General features: G+C 70.9%; 19 protein-coding genes. 11 read left to right on the forward strand and 8 right to left on the reverse strand.

The features are described from left to right. The first annotated feature begins 17 nt into the window (after positions 1-17). Both ACIHFB_RS21595 and ACIHFB_RS21600 read left to right on the forward strand, forming a co-directional pair. Positions 18-1,508 (forward strand): PLP-dependent aminotransferase family protein, encoded by a 1,491-nt coding sequence (locus ACIHFB_RS21595; RefSeq protein WP_365271797.1) that lies wholly within the window; start codon positions 18-20, stop codon positions 1,506-1,508. A 124-nt stretch (positions 1,509-1,632) separates the two neighbouring features. Then, positions 1,633-2,751 (forward strand): pyridoxal phosphate-dependent aminotransferase, encoded by a 1,119-nt coding sequence (locus ACIHFB_RS21600; RefSeq protein WP_400127626.1) that lies wholly within the window; start codon positions 1,633-1,635, stop codon positions 2,749-2,751. A gap of 108 nt (positions 2,752-2,859) precedes the next feature. On the opposite strand, the gene ACIHFB_RS21605 is transcribed toward ACIHFB_RS21600, so the two are convergent. Continuing rightward, on the reverse strand, positions 2,860-3,513 hold the full coding sequence (locus ACIHFB_RS21605) for an NAD(P)H-dependent oxidoreductase (protein ID WP_365271802.1): 654 nt from the start codon (positions 3,511-3,513) through the stop codon (positions 2,860-2,862). Positions 3,514-3,664: 151 nt separating this feature from the next. Here ACIHFB_RS21605 and ACIHFB_RS21610 point away from each other — a divergent pair, with 151 nt between their 5' ends. The 4 genes from ACIHFB_RS21610 (at position 3,665) to ACIHFB_RS21625 (ending at position 7,296) form a co-directional block, all read left to right on the forward strand. Beyond that, positions 3,665-4,027 carry a helix-turn-helix domain-containing protein gene (locus ACIHFB_RS21610; RefSeq protein ID WP_365271805.1) on the forward strand — a complete coding sequence of 121 codons (363 nt, stop codon included), beginning with the start codon at positions 3,665-3,667 and terminating at the stop codon, positions 4,025-4,027. A gap of 105 nt (positions 4,028-4,132) precedes the next feature. Continuing rightward, complete coding sequence (locus tag ACIHFB_RS21615) at positions 4,133-5,635, forward strand: DUF2252 domain-containing protein (protein WP_365271808.1); 1,503 nt, start codon at positions 4,133-4,135, stop codon at positions 5,633-5,635. A 158-nt stretch (positions 5,636-5,793) separates the two neighbouring features. Then, positions 5,794-6,705, forward strand: a complete 912-nt coding sequence (locus tag ACIHFB_RS21620) for a hypothetical protein (protein ID WP_365271810.1) — start codon at positions 5,794-5,796, stop codon at positions 6,703-6,705. 261 nt (positions 6,706-6,966) lie between these two features. Next, positions 6,967-7,296, forward strand: a complete 330-nt coding sequence (locus tag ACIHFB_RS21625) for a rhodanese-like domain-containing protein (RefSeq protein WP_365273371.1) — start codon at positions 6,967-6,969, stop codon at positions 7,294-7,296. Position 7,297: 1 nt separating this feature from the next. Here ACIHFB_RS21625 and ACIHFB_RS21630 read toward each other — a convergent pair whose 3' ends face one another. The 6 genes from ACIHFB_RS21630 to paaA form a co-directional block, all read right to left on the reverse strand. Further along, positions 7,298-8,431 carry an acyl-CoA dehydrogenase family protein gene (locus ACIHFB_RS21630; protein WP_365271813.1) on the reverse strand — a complete coding sequence of 378 codons (1,134 nt, stop codon included), beginning with the start codon at positions 8,429-8,431 and terminating at the stop codon, positions 7,298-7,300. A 147-nt stretch (positions 8,432-8,578) separates the two neighbouring features. Then, positions 8,579-9,637, reverse strand: a complete 1,059-nt coding sequence (locus tag ACIHFB_RS21635; RefSeq protein WP_400127627.1) for a 2Fe-2S iron-sulfur cluster-binding protein — start codon at positions 9,635-9,637, stop codon at positions 8,579-8,581. Next, positions 9,637-10,158, reverse strand: a complete 522-nt coding sequence (gene paaD, locus ACIHFB_RS21640; RefSeq protein ID WP_365271818.1) for a 1,2-phenylacetyl-CoA epoxidase subunit PaaD — start codon at positions 10,156-10,158, stop codon at positions 9,637-9,639. The genes ACIHFB_RS21635 and paaD overlap by 1 nt, the downstream gene beginning before the upstream one ends. Continuing rightward, positions 10,152-10,871 carry a 1,2-phenylacetyl-CoA epoxidase subunit PaaC gene (gene paaC / locus ACIHFB_RS21645; RefSeq protein WP_400127628.1) on the reverse strand — a complete coding sequence of 240 codons (720 nt, stop codon included), beginning with the start codon at positions 10,869-10,871 and terminating at the stop codon, positions 10,152-10,154. The genes paaD and paaC overlap by 7 nt, the downstream gene beginning before the upstream one ends. Next, positions 10,868-11,155, reverse strand: coding sequence for a 1,2-phenylacetyl-CoA epoxidase subunit PaaB (gene paaB, locus ACIHFB_RS21650; RefSeq protein ID WP_073944895.1), 288 nt, complete (start codon positions 11,153-11,155; stop codon positions 10,868-10,870). The genes paaC and paaB overlap by 4 nt, the downstream gene beginning before the upstream one ends. Beyond that, positions 11,152-12,180, reverse strand: coding sequence for a 1,2-phenylacetyl-CoA epoxidase subunit PaaA (paaA, locus tag ACIHFB_RS21655; RefSeq protein ID WP_365271825.1), 1,029 nt, complete (start codon positions 12,178-12,180; stop codon positions 11,152-11,154). The genes paaB and paaA overlap by 4 nt, the downstream gene beginning before the upstream one ends. A 234-nt stretch (positions 12,181-12,414) precedes the next feature. Between paaA and ACIHFB_RS21660 the strand changes: the two genes are divergently transcribed. From ACIHFB_RS21660 to ACIHFB_RS21670, 3 genes are read left to right on the forward strand one after another with little or no spacing between them, the layout of a single operon-like run. Further along, complete coding sequence (locus ACIHFB_RS21660) at positions 12,415-13,161, forward strand: DUF5819 family protein (protein ID WP_365271828.1); 747 nt, start codon at positions 12,415-12,417, stop codon at positions 13,159-13,161. Beyond that, entirely contained in the window at positions 13,158-14,393 is a 1,236-nt protein-coding gene (locus ACIHFB_RS21665; RefSeq protein WP_400127629.1) for an HTTM domain-containing protein, read from the forward strand. Before ACIHFB_RS21660 ends, ACIHFB_RS21665 begins: the two co-directional genes overlap by 4 nt. Next, the gene (locus ACIHFB_RS21670; protein ID WP_400127630.1) at positions 14,390-15,145 is read left to right on the forward strand and encodes a TrmH family RNA methyltransferase; all 756 of its coding nucleotides are present in this window, start codon (positions 14,390-14,392) and stop codon (positions 15,143-15,145) included. The genes ACIHFB_RS21665 and ACIHFB_RS21670 overlap by 4 nt, the downstream gene beginning before the upstream one ends. Positions 15,146-15,150: 5 nt before the next feature. On the opposite strand, the gene paaN is transcribed toward ACIHFB_RS21670, so the two are convergent. Then, the gene (gene paaN / locus ACIHFB_RS21675) at positions 15,151-16,842 is read right to left on the reverse strand and encodes a phenylacetic acid degradation protein PaaN (RefSeq protein ID WP_400127631.1); all 1,692 of its coding nucleotides are present in this window, start codon (positions 16,840-16,842) and stop codon (positions 15,151-15,153) included. A gap of 160 nt (positions 16,843-17,002) precedes the next feature. On the opposite strand from paaN, the gene ACIHFB_RS21680 reads away from it, so the two are divergent. Together ACIHFB_RS21680 and ACIHFB_RS21685 are read left to right on the forward strand one after the other, a co-directional pair. Next, positions 17,003-18,520: a 3-hydroxyacyl-CoA dehydrogenase gene (locus tag ACIHFB_RS21680; RefSeq protein WP_365271838.1), complete on the forward strand. Its 1,518-nt coding sequence runs from the start codon at positions 17,003-17,005 to the stop codon at positions 18,518-18,520. Continuing rightward, positions 18,517-19,107: a TetR/AcrR family transcriptional regulator gene (locus tag ACIHFB_RS21685; RefSeq protein WP_365271841.1), complete on the forward strand. Its 591-nt coding sequence runs from the start codon at positions 18,517-18,519 to the stop codon at positions 19,105-19,107. The genes ACIHFB_RS21680 and ACIHFB_RS21685 overlap by 4 nt, the downstream gene beginning before the upstream one ends.

Here is a 19,107-nt window from a genome sequence, read left to right on the forward strand (position 1 = left end):
GTCGATGGGAGCCACTCATGGACCTCACCTCGCTCCACGGCGACCTCGACCGGAATTCCGAACAGCCGCTCCACATCCAGCTGTACCGGCGGTTCCGTGAGGCGATCCTCGACGGCCGACTGCCGTCGGGGACCCGCCTGCCGGCCTCCCGCGCGCTCCAGGAGCAGCTCGGGGTCGCCCGGAACACGGTGCTCAACGCCTACACGCAGCTTTTCGCCGAGGGCTACATCGAAGGACGGCAGGGCTCGGGAACGTACGTGTCCCGGGTCCTGCCGGACGACTTGATGTCGCCGGCGCGGCGGCGGTCCACCCGCGTGAGCGAATCCGCGCCCAAGGAACCCCGGCTCCTGTCCCGGCGGGGCCAACTGCTCGCGCAGTCCCCCACGATGCCGAGCGTGGAGTGGCGCAAGCCGCGCCCGTTCTACCCGGGCGTTCCCGCCTACGACCGCTTCCCGATGCGGATCTGGCGACGGCTGTGGAACCAGTGTCTGTCGGACCCGGCGCCCGACCTGCTCGGCTACCGCACTCCGCACGGCTACCGGCAGCTCCGAGTCGCCGTCGCCGAACACCTCAACGCCGTCCGGGGCGTCGACTGCGATCCCGACCGCGTCATCATCGTCAACGGCTCGCAGCAGGCCATCGATCTCGCCGTACGCGCCCTGCTGGACCCGGACGACGAGGTCTGGATCGAGAACCCGTGCTACCCCGGCGCCCGCAGCGCCCTGCTCGGAGCGGGCGCCAGGCTGGTGCCCGTGGAGATCGACGACTGCGGGATGGACGTAGAGCTCGGCATCCGGCTGAGCCCGCGGGCGCGGATGGCGTACGTGACGCCGTCACACCAGTACCCGCTCGGCCCGACCATGAGCGTCGCTCGTCGCATGCAACTGCTGCACTGGGCCGCGGAGCACGAGTCGTGGATCGTCGAGGACGACTACGACAGCGAGTTCCGCTACTCCGGTCGGCTCCTCCCCGCGCTCCAGGGTCTGGACACCACGGGCCGGGTGATCTACATCGGCACGTACAGCAAGGTGCTGTTCCCCGCGATCCGGCTCGGGTACATCGTCGTCCCCCCGGACCTGGTCGAGGGGTTCCTCGCGGCCCGTGCGATTCTCGACCGCCACCCCGCGACGCTCGATCAGGCCGTCCTCGCGGACTTCATCGCGGACGGCCATCTCGCGCGCCACATCCGGCGGATGCGGACCCTGTACGCCGCCCGGCAGTCGGCACTGATCGATGCCGTCGCACACCATTGCGGCGATCTGATCACCCTGGCGCCCGACGACACCGGCATGCACCTGATCGGCTGGCTCGCCGAGGGTCTGCGCGACACCGAAGTGGCCGCACGCTGTGCGGAGTTCGGGATCTCCGCGCCTCCCCTGTCGCCGTACTACCACGAGGGACGCGCTCCGCGAGAGGGTCTCCTGCTCGGCTACACCGGCTTCGACACCGACGCCCTCGAGGCCGGGGTGTCGGCGCTCGCGAAGGCGCTGCGCGCGGCCCGGGGATGACCGATGCGGCCGCCAGGACCTTGCTTTGGTCTCATCCGCGGGCACGGAATTGGATCCTGACAACAGTCCTCGCCCATTCATAGCCTGGGGTCCATTCAGGCACCGGATGATTGGACTCCCTCCCGTGATTCGCCCCAGCTCCACAGCCCTGGTCTCCGGCGAGGTCTATGTGCCGGGCCTGTCCACGGAGTACGTCGTGGACACCTACGGTGTTCCTGCCGAGGATGTCGCGAAGCTCGCGTCGGCGGAGAACCCGCACGGCGCCTCGCCCAAAGCCATGGCGGCCGTCGCGGAGGCACGCAACCGGCTGGACCTCTACCCCGACTGGACCGCTCTCGCGCTGCGCCGGGCCATCGGGGAGAAGTACGGCTTCGACCCCGAAGGGGTGGTGTGCGGCTCCGGGGAGACCGAGGTCATCTCCATGGTGATCCGCGCCTTCGCGGCACCCGACGAGCCCGTACTGATGCACGCGCCCTGCTTCCCGCTGTACCGGATCTACGCCGAGGCCGAGGGCCGCCGGCCGGTCTACGTCCCGATGGGCGAGGACTTCGACCTGCAGATCGAGCTCTACCTGGACACCCTGAAGAAGACCGCCCCCAAGATCGCCTTCCTCACCAATCCGCACAATCCCAGCGGCCGGATGCTGCCCGAGGCGGATGTCCGCAGGGTGCTGGAGGCGGCGCCCGGGCACACTCTGGTGGTGCTCGACGAGGCGTATGTCCACTATGCCGAGGCGACCTTCGGAATGGACCTGCTGCGGGAGTTCGACAACCTGATCGTGCTGCGCACCCTGTCGAAGGCCTTCGGCCTGGCGGGCCTGCGGGTGGGGTTCGGCATCTCCGCCAATGTGGACCTGATCCGGCCGCTGCGGCTGGTCAAGCCCACTTGGAACATGGGCCAGATGCAGATCGCCGGCGGTGTCGCGGGCATCGATGACGACGACCACGTCGCCCGGGCCGTGCGGACCGTGGTGGAGATGCGCGAGTACGTGACCGCGGGCGTGGACGCCCTCGACGGGTTCCGCGCCGTTCCCGGCTCGCGCGCCAACTTCTTCCTGACCGAGATCCTCGACCCGGAACTGGACTCGACACGCGTCTTCAAGGAGCTGCTCGCACGCGGGGTGATCGTCAAGGACGGTTCCGACATCGAGGGGCTCGGCTCGCGCTATCTGCGGGTGGACGTGAACCTTCGCAAGCACATGGACCGGTTCCTCCGGGCACTCCGTGATATCCGCGTCGGCTGACGATCCTGGTCGAGGAGCAGCGGGCAGAGCAGAGGCTCCCCACCGGACGAAAGCCCCGCAGGTCTCGGACCCGCGGGGCTTTTCCGTTGTCCGGACGGCCGGGGCCGCCTACGCCGCGAAGCGCTGCGCCAGCTTCTTGGCCTTGGTGGCGGCGTCATCGAGGGCGCGTTCGCGGGAGGCCTCGAAGAGCGGGACGAGCTCGGCCATCGCCGGGTTGTGCGGGGCCAAGGTGAGCTCCGGGACGATGAAGTCGAGGTCCATGGCGAGGGTGTCGGTGAAGATCGTCGACAGGTAGTTCTGCACGTACTCGTAGCCCTCGCGCGGGGTGCCCGGACCGTAGGCGCCGCCGCGGCTCGCGACGACGGTGACCGGGGTGCCCTTGACCTTCGAGTCCTCGGTGGCCGCGGTGCGGCCCATCAGGATCACGTGGTCCAGCCAGGCCTTCAGGGTGGACGGGATCGCGAAGTTGTACATCGGGGCGCCGATCAGCACGGCGTCCACCCGCTCCAGCTCCTCGATCAGCGTCAGGCGCTCCGTGAAGGCGGCCGCCTGCTCGGGGCTGTGCGCGGCCGGGTCGGCGAAGCCGGCGGTGTGGGCGTCGGCGGTGATGTGCGGGACGGGCTCCGCGGAGAGGTCGCGGTAGATCACCGTGCCCTCGGGGTGCTGTTCCTCCCAGGTCGTCCGGAAGGCGTCCGTGACGGCGCGGGACGCGGAGGCTCCGTGGGGGAACACGGACGAATCGATGTGCAGAAGCGTGGCCATGGGGGTCTCCAGGAAGAGGGGGGCCGTACGGGGACGACAGAGAGAGATGCCCGTACGAAGATGCAGTAACTGAGTTTTCGTACTCGACTATGAATAACACAGGTACTTACTTTTTTTCATCCCCTTGTTTCCGGGGCAGTACCCTGAAGCCATGGCGGGTGAGCAGATTCACGACGAGTCGATGTGCAAGCGGGTGGACGGCGGCATCAGCCGTGTTTTTCTGCTGCTCGGCAAGCGCTGGACCGGCCCGATCGTGTCCGTGCTGGTGGACCAGCCGGCGCACTTCGCCGATCTGCGCCGGGCCGTCCCCGGGATCAGCGAGCGCATGCTCTCCGACCGCCTCACGGAACTCGGCGCCGCGGGACTCGTCGTGCGCGAGGTCGACGACGGGCCGCCGCTGCGGGTTCTGTACCGGCTGACCGACGCGGGAGCGGCGCTGAAGCCTGCTCTTCAGGAGCTCGGGGACTGGGCGGCGAAGCATCTGCCCGAGGGCGGGCGGGACGGCGGCTGTTAGCGCCGCGTGCGGTGGGCCTCCACAGGGTGGAGTTGTCCACAGGTGTGGAGTTGTCCACAGGGTCTGACGCGTTTCGGCCGGCGGTTGTACCGTCGGCACGAGTTGATGTTCGTGCTTGTACGCGTCTACGCGCGTACGGGGGAGGCGGTCGGTGTGACCCAGGTGGATGCGGGAGCGGCTGAGGCGGTCCAGAGGGCTGCCGTGAGTGCCCGGGCGGCGCGTCGGCTGCCGCGCGTGCAGGGCTTCGCCGAGTGGTCCGCCGCGGGGGCGCAGTCGCCCAAGGAAGAGGGGAAGGCGCTGCGGAAGCTGGTTCCGCGGCACACGCACTCCGCACTCGACGCGGACGACTCCCGCCCCGACGCGGTGAGCGCCGTCGAGGAGTCCAGCCGCGGCCGGCTCCCCGAGCTCACCCCGCTGCGGATCGGCCGCATGGCCGCGACCCCCTTCGCCTTCCTGCGCGGCTCCGCGGGCCTGATGGCCTACGACCTGGCCCGCACCCCCATGACCCGGATCCGCGCCCAGATCTGCGGCGACGCACACGCGGCCAACTTCGGGCTCTACGGCGACGCACGCGGCAGCCTGGTCATCGATCTGAACGACTTCGACGAAACGGTCCACGGCCCCTGGGAGTGGGACCTCAAGCGGCTCGCCGCCTCACTGGTGCTCGCGGCCCGTGAGGCGGGCGCCGGCGAGGACACCTGCCGCAAGGCCGCGCACGACACGGTGGGCGCCTACCGCCGCACCATGCGGCTGCTGGCCAGGCTCCCGGTCCTGGACGCGTGGAACGCCATCGCGGACGAGGAGCTCGTCTCCCACACCGACGCCCATGACCTGCTCGGCACGCTGGAGCGGGTCGCCGAGAAGGCGCGGGCCAACACCAGCGGGCGCTTCGCGGAGAAGTCGACGGAGCCGACCGAGGACGGCGGGCGGCGCTTCGTCGACGCCCCTCCGGTGCTGCGACAGGTGCCGGACGCGGAGGCGGCGGCGGTGGCAGCGGGTCTGGAGGAGTATCTGACGACGCTCTCCGAGGACCGCCTCCCCCTCCTGGCCCGGCACGCGGTGCACGACGTGGCCTTCCGCGTGGTCGGCACGGGCAGCGTGGGCACGCGGTCGTACGTCGTGCTGCTGCTGGACCACCGTGGCGAGCCGCTGGTGCTTCAGGTGAAGGAGGCCAGGTCCTCCGTGCTGGTTCCGCACCTGGTGACGGCGGGGTTCGAGGCGCCGGAGGTGGGCCACGAAGGCCGCCGGGTGGTGCTCGGCCAGAAGCGGATGCAGGTCGTCAGCGACATCCTGCTGGGCTGGACGACGGTCGACGGACTCCCCTTCCAGGTACGCCAGTTCCGCAACCGCAAGGGCAGCGTCGACCCCGCCGCCCTCTCCACCGATCAGATAGACGACTACGCCCGTATGACCGGCGCCCTCCTGGCCCGCGCCCACTCCCACAGCGCCGACCCCCGCCTGGTCTCCGGCTACTGCGGCAAGAACGAGGAACTGGACGAGGCGATGGCCACCTTCGCCGTGGCCTACGCCGACCGCACGGAGGCCGACCACGCGGAGCTGGTGGCGGCTGTGCGGGCGGGGCGGGTTGCGGCGGAGACGGGGGTCTGACGGGGCCGGGATCGGGCGGGACCCGGGGTTCGGTGGGTGCCCGGCGGGGCCCGGCTTTCGATGGATGCCGGCTGCGCTCGGCCTTCGGCGGGTCGGCCATGGGCGGTGCCGTGCGGTGAGGCCGTCGGGCCGGGCGTGCCGTGGCCTACGCTGGGCGGGTGACGAGGTCGGAAGCTGAGCAGGGTGGGGTTGCCGGAGGGGCCGGGGTGACGCCGGAGGACGGTGTGCCGTCGGCCGAGGCCGAGGACGGTGCGCCCGGGCTCCAGGACACCGGCGCCCCCTCCGAGGACGCCGCGCCCCGTCCCGAGGAGCGGCTGGAGCGGGCGGTGCTGGCCGCTGAGCAGGCGCTCATCGAGTACGAGATCGCGATGGAGACCTTCCGTGTGGAGGTGGAGAACTTCTCGCGGCTGCACCATCAAAGGCTCGGTCCGATGTACGCCCGGCTCGACGAGTTGGACGCGCGGATCGCCGAGGCCGTGGCCGCCCGCACCGGAGATCCCGAGGACGTGCGCAAGGCGGACGAGGCCCGGGCCCGGGTCATGCCGATGCCGGGGGTCGAGGAGCTGTTCCACGGCTGGATGGACGGGGACGGACTGTTCCCGGAGGCCGCCGCGATGCTCACCGATCAGCCGGTACGGCCCCCACAGCGCGTGCGTCCCAGCGACGAGGCCCGCAAGCTCTACCGCGAGCTGGCCCGCAAGGCCCATCCCGACCTGGCCCAGGAGGAGGGCGAGCGCAAGCGGCGTGAGGAGTTCATCACGCGCGTCAACGCCGCCTACGCCCGCGGCGACGAGGCCCTGCTGCGGGAGCTGTCCGCGGAGTGGGCCGCGGGGCCGGTCCCCGAGGAGCGGCGGCCGAGCCCGGCCGAGGAGCTCTACGCCCGCCTCGAATGGCTCGCCCAGCGCAAGGAACTGATCGCCATCGTCGCCCGGGAACTGGAGGAGAGCGCGATCGGCGCGATGCTCCGGCTGGCACCGGACGACCCCGACCGTCTCCTGGAAGAGGTCGCCGAACAGCTTCTGGCCCAGGTCGCCGAGCGCGAGGCGAAGCTGGCGGAGCTGCTGCGCTGACCGGAGTTGGTGACGTCGGCCGGGGTTCGTGGGGGATTGTCGGGGATCGCCGGGCTGCGTCGATAGGGACCTGGGCTGTGTCGATGTGTGGCTCCGCCGCGATGGGGGTCCCCGCGAGAGCGGGCCGAGAGTGGGGAGCGACCGGCACGCCGGACCCGCAGACGAACGGCCACCTCAAGCCGCACGTCCCGCGGAGCGCTCCGCCCCGTCGGGCCGTGCAGTCGGTCCGGTAGCGTCGGGGGCATGAGTTTCGGAGCTGGTGTGCCCACGGTCGAGGTCGGTGACCTCAAGGACGGCGACTTTCTGCTGGACGTCCGCGAGGACGACGAGTGGCAGGCGGGTCACGCCGAAGGGGCGCTGCATGTCCCCATCAGTGAGTTCGTGGCCCGGTACGGCGAGGTGACCGAGGCGGCTCCGCAGGACGGCCGGGTCCATGTGATCTGCCGTTCCGGCGGACGTTCGGCCCAGGTCACGATGTACCTCGTCCAGCAGGGCATCGACGCCGTGAACGTCGACGGCGGCATGCAGACATGGGCGCACACGGGCCGACCGGTCGTCACGGACGAGGGGCAGCCCGGGTTCGTCCTCTAGGTCAGCCCAGTGGATGGGCGGCCAGCAGATCGCCCAGCGCCTCCTCGTGTGCCGCCGCCGGGCCGAGCGACAGCTCCAGGTGCTTGGCCCAGGCGTGGTACCGGTGCAGCGGATAGTCGGTGTCGGCGCCGAAGCCGCCGTGCAGATGCTGCGCGGTCTGCACGATCCGCCGTACGCCGTCCCCCGCCCAGATCTTCGCGACGGCCACGTCTCCGGCGGCGGGCAGTGCGCCCGGCGCCCCTGACGCGATCCGCCACGCGGCCTGCCACAGCGTGGCCTCCATCGCACGGAGGTCGATGTAGCGGTCGGCGGTCTGCACGGCGACCGCCTGGAAGGTGGCCACCGGGAACCCGAACTGCTCCCGTTTGCCGGTGTATTCGCTGGTCATCCGCAGGACCTGGGAGCCGAGCCCGAGGGCCAGCGCACAGGTCCCGGTGGCCAGCAGATCGCGCAGCCACTCCCAGGCGCCGTCGGCTTCGATGATGTCGCGGGCCGCGATCCGCGCGGAGTCCAGGTGCAGTTCGGCCAGCCGCTCCCCGTTCGTGGAGAACTGCTCGGCGAGCACCACGCCTTCATGGACCCGGGGAACCAGCGCGAGGACGGTCCGGCCGGCATCCGTCCGGGCCGGTACGACGACGAAATCGGCGTTGTACGCCCATGGCACCGCGGTCTGCACCCCGTCCAGCGTCCAGTGATCGCCCTCCTGACGTGCGGTGACGGCGAGTTCGGCCGAGTCGTGCCCGGTGCGGCCGGCGGCTGCGACGGTCAGGACCACCTCGCCGCGGCCCGCCCGCGCCAGCAGATCGGACGTCAACTCCTCGCCGCCATAAGCCTGTACGGCCGCCGCGGCCGCGCAGCTCTCCAGCAGCGGCACCCTCGCCAGCACTTTCGCCGACTCCCGCAGAACGAGGCACAGCGCGACGGCGTCGAGGCCCGCTCCGCCGTACTCCGGGGCGAGCAGCAGACTCAGCAGATCCGCGTCGGCGAGCCTGGCCCACAGCTCCCGGTCGAAGTCGTCGGCCACGGCGCCCATCGTGAGCGCCGGGCTGGGCACGGCGTCCGGCGCGACCCCGCCGAACACCCCCCGCGCCGCCTCGGCCGCCGCCTGCTGCTCCTCGGTGAAGGTGAAGTCCACAGTCCCTGCCCTCCGGCGGATGCGCTGATCTGACGGAGCGTCAAGATAGAACAGGTTCTAGGAGAAGGGAACGGCCTGCCGGGTGCAGATGCTCCCGGGCGGCGCGGGGCGACGGCTCTGACGGCGACGGTTCTGACGGCGACGGTTCTAACGGTCGAAGTCCAGCTCCACCTTCTCCGTCACCGGATGCGACTGGCACGCCAGCACATAGCCCGCCTCCGTCTCCTCCGGTTCCAGCGCGAAGTTGCGGTCCATCCGCACCTCGCCGGAGACCAGGAAGGCCCGGCATGTCCCGCACACGCCGCCCTTGCAGGCATAGGGCGCGTCGGAGCGGTTGCGCAGGACCGTCTCCAGCAGGGACTCGCCGTCCTGGACGGGCCAGGTCCCGGCGCGGCCGTCGAGTCGGGCGGTCATGGTGCTGTGGGCGGGGGCCGAGACCGGGGTTGCGGGAGCCGTCAGCGGGTCCACGTGGAAGATCTCCTCGTGGATGCGGGTTCGCGCCACTCCGAGTGCGCGGAGCGCCTGCTCGGCCCCCTGCACCAGCCCGAACGGACCGCACAGGAACCAGCCCGCGACCTCCTCCACCGGCAGCAGCGCCGGCAGCAGCCCGGTGAGCCGGTCCCGGTCCAGCCGACCGGACGGCAGTCCCGCCTGCTGTTCCTCCCGGGACAGCACCGTCACCAGATGCAGCCGCTCCGGGTAGCGGTCCTTCAGATCGGCGACCTCCTCCAGGAACATCGTCGAGGCGGACGTACGGTCGCTGCGGATCAGACAGAACCGGGCCCCGGGCTCACGCGCCAGCAGCGTCGAGGCGATCGACAGCACCGGGGTGATGCCACTGCCGCCGACGATCGCGGCATACAGACCGGGCGCGGGCTCCAGCGTGAAACGGCCTGCCGGAGTCATCACCTCCAGCTCGTCACCGACGTCGATCTCCTTGAGCGCGTACGTCGAGAAGGCCCCGCCCTCGACCAGCCGCACCCCGACCCGCAGGGTCCGCGGGCCCTCGGGGCCGGGCGCCGGGGAGCAGATCGAGTAGGTGCGCCGGACCTCCGCGCCGTCTGCCCTGCGCCGTAGGGCGAGGTGCTGACCCGGCGCGTACCGGTACTCCTCGCGCAGCTCCGGGGGCACGGTCAGGGTGAGGGCCACGGAGTCGTCGGTAAGCCGGTCGACCGCGGCCACCGGGAGCGTGTGGAAGCGGGCCATCACAGCTCCTTGAAGTGGTCGAACGGTTCACGACAGCTCAGACACCGCCGCAGCGCCTTGCACGCGGTGGAGGAGAAACGGCTGAGCAGCTCGGTTTCCGCGGAACCGCAGTGCGGGCAGCGGACGGGGTCCGTCTCGAGCGTGCGGGTGGGCCCCAACCCGACCGACACCGGCCCGGAGTCGCCCTGTACGCGCGGCGGCGCGATGCCGAACTCCCGCAGTTTGCGGCGCCCTTCGGCCGAGATGTCGTCCGTCGACCAGGCGGGCGCGAGCACCGTACGGACCGAGACCTCCCGGATGCCGTGTTCGTGCAGCGCGCGCTCTATGTCCAGGGACATCGCCTCGATCGCCGGGCAGCCGGTGTACGTCGGGGTCAGCTCGACCTCGACCGAGTCCATGCCGCGGACGTGCACCGCGCGCAGGACGCCCAGCTCCAGGAGGGTGAGCACGGGCAGCTCGGGGTCGGGCACCGCACCGGCGACCTCCAGCAGTTCCGCCTCCAGGGCGGTGACCGTCACCATGACGCCCCCGGGTGACTGCGGTGCAGATGCTGCATCTCGGCGAGCATCCGCCCGAACGGCTCGGTGTGCAGGCCCTGACGGCCCGCCCCGGCCGTCCACGCACCGGACCGCGGCCCTTCGGGGACGGTCAGGGCGGCCCGGCTCAGGACGCTGGTCACGCACTCCAGCCAGGCCGCCTCCAACTCCCCTGCGTCCAAGTCCAGGCCCTCGATCGGCCGGAACATCTCGCCGGTGAACCGCCACAGCGCCTCACCCGCGCGCTGCATCCGCTCATGGCTGACGTCCGTGCCGTCGCCGAGCCGCAGGGTCCACTGCTCGGCGTGGTCGCGGTGGTAGGCGACCTCCTTCACGGCCTTCGCGGCGAGTGGCGCGAAGGGGCCGTCTCCGGCGGCGAGGCGGGCGTAGAGCAGGTGCTGGTAGGTGGAGAAGTAGAGCTGGCGGGCGATGGTGTGGGCGAAGTCGCCGTTCGGCTGCTCGACCAGTTGGAGGTTGCGGAAGGCGCGCTCCTCGCGCAGATACGCCAGCTCGTCCTCGTCGCCGACCATCGCCAGCAGTACCCGCGCCTGGCCCAGCAGGTCGAGGGCGATGTTGGCGAGGGCGACCTCCTCCTCCAGCACGGGCGCGTGGCCCGCCCACTCGCCCAGGCGGTGCGAGAGCACCAGCGCGTCGTCGCCGAGAGCGAGCGCGGCCGTGGTGGGAACGGCGACGGTCACAGGTGCTTCACCCCTTCCGGGATTTCGTAGAACGTCGGGTGTCGGTACGGCTTGTCGGCGGCCGGCTCGAAGAACGGGTCCTTCTCGTCCGGCGAGGACGCCGTGATCGCGGACGAGGGCACGACCCAGATGGAGACACCCTCGCCGCGCCGGGTGTACAGATCGCGTGCGTTGCGCAGGGCGAGCTCCGCGTCCGGCGCGTGCAGGCTGCCGGCGTGGGTGTGGGAGAGGCCGCGGCGGGAGCGTACGAAGACCTCCCACAGGGGCCAGTCGGTGTTCGTCATGCGTGTACCGCTCCCGTCTCCTGGGGGCGCGGGGCGGGAGCGGTGTGCTTGGTCGCGTATGCCGCGGCCGCCTCCCGGACCCATGCGCCTTCGTCGTGCGCCCGCCTGCGCTGGGTGATGCGCTCTTCGTTGCACGGGCCGTTGCCCTTGAGGACCGCCCAGAACTCCGTCCAGTCGATCGGGCCGAAGTCGTGGTGTCCCCGCTCCGCGTTCCACCTGAGGTCCGGGTCGGGGAGCGTGAGGTCCAGGGACTCGGCCTGGGGGACGCAGATGTCGACGAAGCGCTGGCGCAGCTCGTCGTTCGAATGGCGTTTGATCTTCCACTCCATCGACTGCGCGGAGTGCGCGGACTCGTCGTCGGGCGGGCCGAACATCATCAGGGACGGCCACCACCAGCGGTCCACCGCGTCCTGCGCCATCGCGTGCTGCTCCGGGGTGCCACGGCTGAGGGCCAGCAGCAGTTCGTACCCCTGGCGCTGGTGGAAGGACTCCTCCTTGCAGATACGGACCATCGCGCGTGCGTACGGGCCGTATGAGCAGCGGCAGAGGGGGACTTGGTTGGTGATCGCGGCGCCGTCCACCAGCCAGCCGATCGCGCCGACGTCCGCCCAGGTCAGGGTGGGGTAGTTGAAGATCGAGGAGTACTTCTGGCGGCCGGTGTGGAGCTTGTCCAGCAGTTCGTCGCGGCCGGTGCCGAGGGTCTCGGCCGCGCTGTAGAGATACAGGCCGTGCCCCGCCTCGTCCTGGACCTTGGCCATCAGGATGGCCTTGCGGCGCAGTGAGGGAGCGCGCGTGATCCAGTTGGCCTCCGGCTGCATGCCGATGATCTCGGAGTGCGCGTGCTGGGCGATCTGCCGCACCAGCGTCGCGCGGTAGGCGTCCGGCATCCAGTCGCGTGGCTCGATGCGCTCGTCGGCGGCCACCGCGGTGTCGAAGGCATGCTCGTACGCTGCGGTGTCCGCGGTGCCGTCCTGTCCGCCGTACGCCTGTGTGCCGGCTGTCTGCTGCGCGGCTGCTGTCGCCATGGGGCCCCCTCGACCTCGGGCTCTGTCCGGAGCCTGCTCCCGACCGATCGTTCGGTTCGTGCGATTCCATGGTGTGACGGGCGCCGTAAGGTGTCAACCGCTGTGGATAACCTGCTGTGATCCGTTGTGGAAAACCGGCGGGAGAGCTGATGGGGGTGTGCCGGGTGGGCGGGGCTGAGTACCGTTCCCGTCCAAGCGGCCGGAAGACGGACCGGAATCGGGAGACGGGGCGGAATGGACGCGTACGACGGTGGCTCGCACGCCCCGGACGGGACGGACGGGGTGGTTGAACCGGACGGGCGCGAGGCGTCCGACGAACCGGCCGCCGACCCCCGCACCGGCGTCGCCGCGCTCTCCCTCCGCTACCAGATCGTCGTCGCCATCGCGCTGGCCTGCGTCGCCGTCGCCGTCTGTGTCCACATAGGGATGGTGTTCCTGCACGTCGCGCCGTCGAACACGGTCACCAAGCAGCACGGCCGGGTGATAGACGACTGGATCTACCCCGAGTTCGAGCAGAACTGGAAGCTCTTCGCGCCGAACCCGTTGCAGCAGAACATCGCCGTCCAGGTCCGTGCCCAGATCAGCACGGAGGACGGCGGCAGGCGGACCAGCGGCTGGTACGACCTGTCCGCCCAGGACGGCCGGGCCATCGACGGCAATCTGCTGCCCAGCCACACCCAGCAGAACGAACTGCGTCGGTCATGGGACTTCTTCGTCGCCACGCACGACGCCGAGAACCGCCCGTCGGGCCTGCGCGGCGCCCTCTCGGAGACCTATCTGCGCCGGACGGTGATGCTGCGCCTCGACCGCGACGACGCGGCCGGGCAGGGCGGCACGATCGAACGGATCCAGGTCCGCTCCCGCACGACCAACGTGCGCCCGCCCGAGTGGAGCACGGATCAGGTCTCGGACCAGCCGGTGTACCGCGTACTGCCCTGGTGGTCGGTCTCGGCCGGCGACGTTGAGGGGGACGCCCGGTGAACCGCTTCGCGCTGGCGATCTCGGGCGGCATCGCCCGAGTCACCGAGGCCGCCCTCGGCCCGTACCAGACCGCCGTGATCCGTATCGGGTTCAGCGCGACCTGGCTGCTGTTCCTGTTGCGGGAGCTGCCCCACCGCCAGGAGCTGTACGGCCCCGACGGTCCCTGGGACTTCACCCTCGCCGAGCAGCTGATCTCGACGAACGGCGCCTTCACGGCCCTGATCTGGTCCGACGGCGGGGTCTGGTTCGAGGCCGTCTACGCGCTCGCCGTACTGACGAGCGTCCTGTTGCTGCTGGGCTGGCGCACCCGCACCATGTCCGTGCTCTTCATGGTCGGCGTGCTCTCGCTGCAGAACCGCAGCATCTTCATGGGCGACGGCGGCGACAACGTCCTGCACCTGATGTGCATCTACCTCGTCTTCACGCGCTGCGGGCAGGTGTGGTCGCTGGACGAGCGCCGGGAACGGCGCGCGCATGTGGCACGCGCGCGTGGGGAGCGGGTGGTGGACCGGGTGGGTCCCGTCCTGTGGGGTGCGCTCGGGCTGGTGCTGATCGCGGTCACCGCGGGGGGCAAGCTCGACGGCGATCCGACCGTGCCGGTGATCCTTTGGGCGGTGTGGGTGGCCCTGGCGGTGTGGTGGCTCGTCGGCCGCCTGGCGAAGAGCGACGAGCCGCGGATCCTGCTCGACGTGATCGGCAACGTCGTGCACAACGGCGCCCTGGTCGTGATCATGGCCGAGGCCTGTCTGATCTACGCGACCGCCGGCTGGTACAAGATCCAGGGTTCGCGCTGGCAGGACGGCACCGCCATCTATTACCCGCTGCACCTCGACTACTTCTCGCCCTGGCCCGCCCTCGCCGACCTGCTGTCGGCCAGCGGTACCGCGGTGATGCTCGTGACCTACGGAACCGTCGCCGTCCAGGTCGCCTTTCCGTTCACGCTGTTCCACCGGCGGGTCAAGAACGTCCTGCTGGCCGCCATGATCACCGAGCACGCCGTGATCGCCGTCGTCCTAGGACTGCCCTTCTTCTCGCTGGCGATGATCGCGGCCGACGCGGTCTTCCTGCCGACGTCGTTCCTGCGCCGGCTGGGCGGCTGGGCGGCACGCGCGCGTGGACGTGTGTTCCGGCGCGAGGGCGGCCCCAAGGTGCCCGGGCAGCGGACCGGGGGCGCGGACGCCGCCCAGAACCCGGAGAACCCCGAGCACACGCACGTAGGCTTCACGGCATGACCGCAGCCGACCCCCTGGCCACCTGGCGCCGGCTCGTCGACGCCTCCGTCCTGCTCGACGGCTTTCACGCCCTCAAGCACGCGGTGCGGTTCGGGGCCGGTGTCCCGGTCGCGGTCGCCGTCGACCGGGCGGCAGCACTCGCTCTCGCCGACGAGCTGGCCCCTGACGTACGAGACACCCTGGACGCCCTGCTGACGGAGATCCCGGAGCCGACGTACAGGTCGTTGGTGCCGCGGCCGCACCCCACCGCGGTGGCCGCCCTCGCGGTACGGCCGTCCCGCGAGACGAACCTCCGGAAGCTGGTGCACACCCCCCGCACCGCGCCCGTCGTCGTCCTCGACAACCCGCGCAACCTCGGCAACGTGGGCGCCGTGATCCGTCTGGCCGCCGGTTTCGGTGCCACCGGCGTGGTCACCACGGGCACCCTCGACCCGTGGCACCCCACGGTCGTACGCGGCGGGGCGGGCCTGCACTTCGCGACCGCGGTGGAACGCCTGCCGCCGGACGAGCTGCCACCCGGCCCGCTCTTCGCCCTCGACCCCGAGGGCGACGACATCCGGGGCGTGAAGCTCCCGGACGACGCCGTCCTCGCCTTCGGGTCGGAGCGCAGCGGCTTGTCGGCCGAACTACGCGCGCGCACCGACCATTTGCTGTCCCTGCCGATGCGCCCTCAGGTCTCCAGCTACAACCTGGCGACCAGCGTGGCCATGACGCTGTACCACTGGAGCACGGCCACCGGAGCGCCCCTCTAGGGCTCTCAGGCCTCCCGCCGCACCTCGACGACCCGGAACCGGTTGGCGACGAACGCGCCGTCGCACAGTGCCGAGTTGGCCGCCGGGTTGCCCCCGGACCCGTGGAAGTCGGAGAACGCGGCCGTCTGGTTCACGTACACCCCGCCCGTGAGGTTCAACGACAGCTGAGCCGACTCCTCCAGGCAGACCTCGACCACCGTCTGCTCGACGTCCTCGTCCGTCGTGTACGCGCCGACCGTCATCGCGCCCTTCTCGCGGATCGTCCGCCGCAGCAGCTCCACCGCGTCCGCGGCCGAGTCGACGGCGACGGCGAACGAGACCGGCCCGAAGCACTCGCTCATGTAGGCGGCCTCGTCGTCCGGCTTGGCGCCGTCCAGCTTGACGATCACGGGCGTGCGGACGACCGCTTCCGGGAACTCCGGGTTGCTGATCTCCCTTGAGGCGAGGGCGACTTCGCCCAGGCCCGCGGCGGCCTCGAGACGCGCCTTCACGTCCGGATTGACAATGGCGCCGAGCAGGCCGTTCGCGCGCGCGTCGTCGCCGAGCAGGCCGTCGACCGAGCGGGCGAGGTCGGCGACGACCTCGTCGAAGGTCCGGGGGCCCTCCTCAGTGCGGATGCCGTCGCGCGGGATGAGCAGGTTCTGCGGGGTGGTGCACATCTGGCCGCTGTACAGGGACAGCGAGAACGCCAGGTTGGCCAGCATCCCCTTGTAGTTGTCGGTCGACTCCACGAGCACCGTGTTGACGCCCGCCTTTTCGGTGTAGACCTGCGCCTGGCGGGCGTTGGCCTCCAGCCAGTCGCCGAAGGCCGTCGAACCGGTGTAGTCGATGATCCGGATCTCGGGGCGCACGGCCAGGGTCTTGGCGATGCCCTCGCCCGGACGCTCGGCGGCCAGCGCCACCAGGTTCGGGTCGAAGCCGGCCTCGGCCAGCACCTGGCGCGCGACCTGCACAGTGAGCGCGAGGGGCAGCACCGCGCGCGGATGCGGCTTGACCAGGACCGCGTTTCCGGTGGCCAGGGAGGCGAACAGGCCCGGATAGCCGTTCCACGTCGGGAAGGTGTTGCAGCCGACCATCAGAGCGATCCCGCGCGGGACCGGTGTGAACTGCTTGGTGAGCGCGAGCGGGTCACGCTTGCCCTGGGGCTTGGTCCACTCCGCGGTGTCGGGGGTGCGGACCTGCTCCACATACGCGTACGCCACCGCCTCCAGGCCGCGGTCCTGCGCGTGCGGGCCGCCCGCCTGGAACGCCATCATGAAGGCCTGGCCGGAGGTGTGCATGACCGCGTGCGCGAACTCGTGCGTCCGGTCGCTGATGCGCCCCAGGATCTCCAGGCAGACCACGGCCCGGATCTCCGGGCCGGCGTCGCGCCATGCGCGCTGTCCGGCCTTCATCGCGGGCAGCAGGACGTCCAGGTCCGCGTGCGGGTAGGTGACGCCCAGCTCGATGCCGTACGGCGAGACCTCGCCGCCCGTGAAGTCGTCCGTGCCGGGCTGGCCGAGGTCGAGGCGGGTGCCCAGGAGGGCGTCGAAGGCTGCCTTGCCCGCCGCCGCGTCCAGGCTGCCCTGTTCGCCGTAGGCCTTGGGATGCTCGGGGTGCGGAGACCAGTACGCGCGCGTGCGGATCGCTTCCAGCGCCTGGTCGAGGGTGGGCCGGTGGGTGGCGATCAGCTGATGCGTGGTGAGTTCGGCGGCCATGCGGGACCAACTCCTCGTCTCAAGAACTCGACTGTGAGCTCATGACCTGGGCAGAGACATGGGCAGAAACAGCCAGACAGGGTTAGAGTAACCGAACGATCGGTCGGGACAAGGGGGTCCGCCGCATCTGTGGAAAACCCCGTGCGGGAGGATCGCGCACATGACAGCACTCGACCTAAGCAGCCCCGTGGCCGTCGTCGGCACCGGCACCATGGGCCAGGGCATCGCCCAGGTCGCGTTGGTCGCCGGCCATCCCGTGCGGCTCTACGACACCGTCCCCGGACGCGCCCAGGAGGCGGCCGCCGCGATCGGCGCCCGCCTCGACCGGCTCGTCGAGAAGGACCGGCTCACCGCCGCCGACCGGGACGCGGCACGCGCGCGTCTCCTGCCCGCCGAGAATCTCGCCGACCTCGCGGACTGTGCCCTGGTCGCCGAAGCCGTCCTGGAGCGTCTCGACGTCAAGCAGGAGATCTTCCGCGAGTTGGAGGGCATCGTCGGCGAGGACTGTCTGCTCGTCACCAACACCTCGTCGCTGTCGGTGACGGCCATCGGCGCCGCACTCAGCGACCCCGGCCGTTTCGTCGGCCTGCACTTCTTCAACCCCGCACCGCTGCTGCCGCTGGTCGAGGTCGTCTCCGGGCACGCCACCGACGTCACGATGGCCACGCGCGCGTACGAGACGGCACGCGCCTGGGGCAAGACACCGGTCGCCTGCGCCGACACCCCCGGCTTCATCGTCAACCGCATCGCGCGGCCCTTCTACGCCGAGGCCTTCGCGGTCTACGAGGCCCAGGGCGCCGACCCCGCCACCATCGACGCGATCCTGCGCGAGTCCGGCGGCTTCCGGATGGGTGCCTTCGAGCTGACCGACCTCATCGGCCAGGACGTCAACGAATCGGTCACGCACTCCGTGTGGCAGTCGTTCTTCCAGGATGTGCGCTTCACGCCGTCGCTCGCCCAGCGGCGTCTGGTCGAGTCGGGCCGGTTCGGCCGCAAGACCGGACAGGGCTGGTACGACTACCAGGAGGGCGCCGAGCCCTCCGAGCCGCACACCGCGGAACCGGCCCAGCAGCCCGCGTACGTCGTCGTCGAGGGAGACCTGGGCCCCGCCGCCGAACTGCCGGCGCTGATCCGCGAGGCGGGCATCCCCGTCCGCGACGAGGAGGAGGACCACGGCACCCGGCTGGTGCTGCCGAGCGGCGGACAGCTGGCGCTCGCCGACGGCCAGACCTCCGTGGAGTTCCGGGACGTCGTCTACTTCGACCTCGCGCTCGACTACCGCAGGGCCACCCGTATCGCCCTGTCCGCCTCCCAGGACACCACCTCACAGACCCTCACCGAGGCGATCGGCCTGTTCCAGGCGCTCGGCAAGGACGTCAGCGTCATCGGGGACGTGCCCGGCATGATCGTCGCCCGCACGGTCGCGCGGATCGTCGACCTGGCGCACGATGCCGTGGCCAAGGGTGTGGCCACCGAGGAGGACATCGACACCGCGATGCGCCTGGGCGTCAACTACCCGCTCGGCCCCTTCGAATGGAGCCGCAAACTGGGCCGCAACTGGGCGTACGCCCTCCTCGACGATCTGCATCTGCGTGAACCCTCGGGGCGTTACGCGCCCTCGCTCGCGCTCTACCGCCACGCATACGCCTCCGACAAGCGGGAGGGCAGTACGTCATGACCACCGCCAAGCGGGACACGTACACCCCGGAGACCCTGCTCTCCGTCGCCGTGCAGGTCTTCAACGAGCGCGGCTACGACGGCACCTCCATGGAGCACCTGTCCAAGGCGGCCGGAATCTCCAAGTCGTCGATATACCACCACGTCGCCGGCAAGGAGGAGCTGCTGCGTCGCGCCGTGAGCCGGGCACTGGACGGGCTCTTCGGGATCCTCGACGAGGACCACGCGCGCGTGGGGCCCGCCGCCGAACGCCTTCAGTACGTGGTCCGGCGCATGGTCGAGGTGCTGATCGGCGAACTGCCGTATGTGACGCTGCTGCTGCGCGTGCGCGGCAACACGGACACCGAGCGGTGGGCCCTGGAGCAGCGCCGCGACTTCGATCACCGGGTCGCCGAGCTGCTGAAGGCCGCCGCCGCCGAGGGGGACGTGCGCCGTGACGTGGAGGTACGCCTCGCGACCCGGCTGGTCTTCGGGATGATCAACTCGATCGTCGAGTGGTACCGGCCGGACGGCCGCGGCATGAGCGAGCGCGAGGTGGCCGACGCGGTGGCGCACCTGGTGTTCGGGGGACTGCGCCAGGCCTCCTAG

It is taken from the genome of Streptomyces sp. NPDC051963, from assembly GCF_044593495.1.
GTDB lineage: Bacteria > Actinomycetota > Actinomycetes > Streptomycetales > Streptomycetaceae > Streptomyces.

Excerpts from the sequence above, each read along its gene's own strand:
- ACIHFB_RS21595 (WP_365271797.1), top strand. The coding sequence starts at position 18 with ATGGACCTCACCTCGCTCCACGGCGACCTCGACCGGAATTCCGAACAG.
- ACIHFB_RS21605 (WP_365271802.1), bottom strand. The coding sequence starts at position 3,513 with ATGGCCACGCTTCTGCACATCGATTCGTCCGTGTTCCCCCACGGAGCC.
- ACIHFB_RS21610 (WP_365271805.1), top strand. The coding sequence starts at position 3,665 with ATGGCGGGTGAGCAGATTCACGACGAGTCGATGTGCAAGCGGGTGGAC.
- ACIHFB_RS21615 (WP_365271808.1), top strand. The coding sequence starts at position 4,133 with ATGTTCGTGCTTGTACGCGTCTACGCGCGTACGGGGGAGGCGGTCGGT.
- ACIHFB_RS21635 (WP_400127627.1), bottom strand. The coding sequence starts at position 9,637 with ATGGCCCGCTTCCACACGCTCCCGGTGGCCGCGGTCGACCGGCTTACC.
- paaD (WP_365271818.1), bottom strand. The coding sequence starts at position 10,158 with ATGGTGACGGTCACCGCCCTGGAGGCGGAACTGCTGGAGGTCGCCGGT.
- paaB (WP_073944895.1), bottom strand. The coding sequence starts at position 11,155 with ATGACGAACACCGACTGGCCCCTGTGGGAGGTCTTCGTACGCTCCCGC.
- paaA (WP_365271825.1), bottom strand. The coding sequence starts at position 12,180 with ATGGCGACAGCAGCCGCGCAGCAGACAGCCGGCACACAGGCGTACGGC.
- ACIHFB_RS21660 (WP_365271828.1), top strand. The coding sequence starts at position 12,415 with ATGGACGCGTACGACGGTGGCTCGCACGCCCCGGACGGGACGGACGGG.
- ACIHFB_RS21670 (WP_400127630.1), top strand. The coding sequence starts at position 14,390 with ATGACCGCAGCCGACCCCCTGGCCACCTGGCGCCGGCTCGTCGACGCC.
- paaN (WP_400127631.1), bottom strand. The coding sequence starts at position 16,842 with ATGGCCGCCGAACTCACCACGCATCAGCTGATCGCCACCCACCGGCCC.
- ACIHFB_RS21680 (WP_365271838.1), top strand. The coding sequence starts at position 17,003 with ATGACAGCACTCGACCTAAGCAGCCCCGTGGCCGTCGTCGGCACCGGC.
- ACIHFB_RS21685 (WP_365271841.1), top strand. The coding sequence starts at position 18,517 with ATGACCACCGCCAAGCGGGACACGTACACCCCGGAGACCCTGCTCTCC.